The sequence below is a fragment of the Lacticaseibacillus camelliae DSM 22697 = JCM 13995 genome (assembly GCF_001436615.1).
Classification (GTDB): Bacteria; Bacillota; Bacilli; order Lactobacillales; family Lactobacillaceae; genus Lacticaseibacillus; species Lacticaseibacillus camelliae.
Map to the genome: position 1 here is coordinate 1 of NZ_AYZJ01000090.1, position 1,293 is coordinate 1,293.

General features: G+C 41.8%; 3 protein-coding genes. 1 reads left to right on the forward strand and 2 read right to left on the reverse strand.

The window, feature by feature from the left end:
- On the forward strand, window positions 1-229 hold a 229-nt coding region (locus FC75_RS11490; protein ID WP_156403629.1), incomplete at its 5' end, for an IS30 family transposase.
- 4 nt (window positions 230-233) lie between these two features.
- On the opposite strand, the gene FC75_RS11495 is transcribed toward FC75_RS11490, so the two are convergent.
- On the reverse strand, window positions 234-602 hold the full coding sequence (locus FC75_RS11495; RefSeq protein WP_056989955.1) for an ABC transporter substrate-binding protein: 369 nt from the start codon (window positions 600-602) through the stop codon (window positions 234-236).
- Window positions 603-1,018: 416 nt separating this feature from the next.
- Window positions 1,019-1,293: helix-turn-helix domain-containing protein (locus FC75_RS11500; RefSeq protein ID WP_156403630.1), on the reverse strand; the 275-nt coding region annotated here is incomplete at its 5' end.

Here is a 1,293-nt window from a genome sequence, read left to right on the forward strand (position 1 = left end):
ATCAGAGATTGTTGGAACCCAGATCTATTTTGCTCATCCATACTCGCCTTGGGAGCACGGCACTAACGAGAACACCAACGGACTACTCAGGGAGTACTTCCCGAAGGGAAAATCTCTCAGGGACGTTACGCTGGTTGAGATCCAGGCAGTCCAGTCCGCACTGAACCATCGTCCCAGACGTATTCTGAACTATCTTCGACCATGCGATTACTACCGACGCATGGCTTAACAACCTAGACCACTATCAAGGATTCGTTATCATCGTTGCACTTGACTTGAAAATTGAGGTCATAGTTTAATTGCATTAAATCGGCCTCAGTACCACCTGAGATTTGGGTAGCCATTTTCTGATCAAATCCATCCCAGCCACTGTATTCAGCTTTGACTTTAATATTGGGATTCTTTTTCTCGAAGGCTTTAATTGCTTTTAGGGTCGCCTTGTGTCGGTCAGCATTTCCCCACCACGAGAATCGAATAGTGACCTTTTTATTACCATTATCGCCAGAAGAACCACTATTTTTATTGCTCGTACAAGCAGCCAACCCCAAGCAAGCCACTGCAGTTGTGACTAAGAGCAGAAGCTTTTTAACTCCACCGCTCATTACTATCCCTCCTAATTGATAAGACGAAATACGATATTATAACTATTCACAAATGCCACCTTACAATTTATGTAGATACAAATAACTCCTAACAGAGTTCATGCTCATTACGAACGAATTTATTCATCTTGAGCAACTACTTAATCGTCTGCAAGCAAACCACGTTGATTTTACAACCAAACTTTTTGTTCCGCGTCGACAACAATTATGTCTGAAGAAATATCTATGTGCCTGCAATCCCCTTTTCTCACTTGCCACCACATTACGAACAGCATCTGATAAGCGCTTACATTCTTAGCTTAAGTTAGTTCAAGCTTGCTGAGAACCAGAAAAAAGGCACAAAAACATGAAAAAATGGCGTTATTGAACAGAACTTAAAAAAGCACCGTGCCAAATTCTATGACACGGTGCTTCCATTACGACAATGGCACATTACGTTTCTTAAACTGATGAGGCGTAATGCCATATAATTTTTTAAATTGTTGACCAAAGTAATCCGGATTATTCTCGAACCCGACTCGGCTCGCCACTTCATTGATCTGATAATTCTGTTTCAACATCTCTGCGGCCTGTTTCATTCTCGTTTCAGCTAACACTTGAGAAAACTTCTTGCCGGTAAACTGAAAGTATTTTTTCCCCCCCAGTTTACAATTCAAGTGCAACACCCTGACGACTAGACCAGAAAGGCCAT

Excerpts from the sequence above, each read along its gene's own strand:
- FC75_RS11495 (WP_056989955.1), bottom strand. The coding sequence starts at position 602 with ATGAGCGGTGGAGTTAAAAAGCTTCTGCTCTTAGTCACAACTGCAGTG.